Origin of the sequence: Citrobacter sp. TBCS-14, from assembly GCF_005280805.1 — a bacterium.
GTDB classification, from domain to species: domain Bacteria; phylum Pseudomonadota; class Gammaproteobacteria; order Enterobacterales; family Enterobacteriaceae; genus Citrobacter; species Citrobacter gillenii.
In genome coordinates, this window is record NZ_SZWM01000002.1 from 1 (window position 1) to 226 (window position 226).

Genomic DNA, 226 nt, shown 5'->3' on the forward strand with positions numbered 1-226 from the left:
GCTAACGGGTACTCCCAGCCCGGCAGAGAGCAACATAGCGGCTTCAGCTGCCAACGTGCCGCCGGCGTACAGACCGTAAATACCTTTACCTGCCACTTCCGGTTGAACCTGTCTCTGCAGTGCCACACGCATCAGCAATACCGCCAGTTGTGCAGCATCAGAAAGTGAATTCGCCAGCCAGACGTTACCTTCGCGACGCTGCTCCGGCTTGCTTCCCAGAAACAGC

General features: G+C 58.0%; 1 pseudogene. It reads right to left on the reverse strand.

From position 1 onward, the window contains the following. A pseudogene (locus FDX22_RS00010) lies at positions 1–226 on the reverse strand (acyl-CoA synthetase FdrA); the annotation flags it as partial.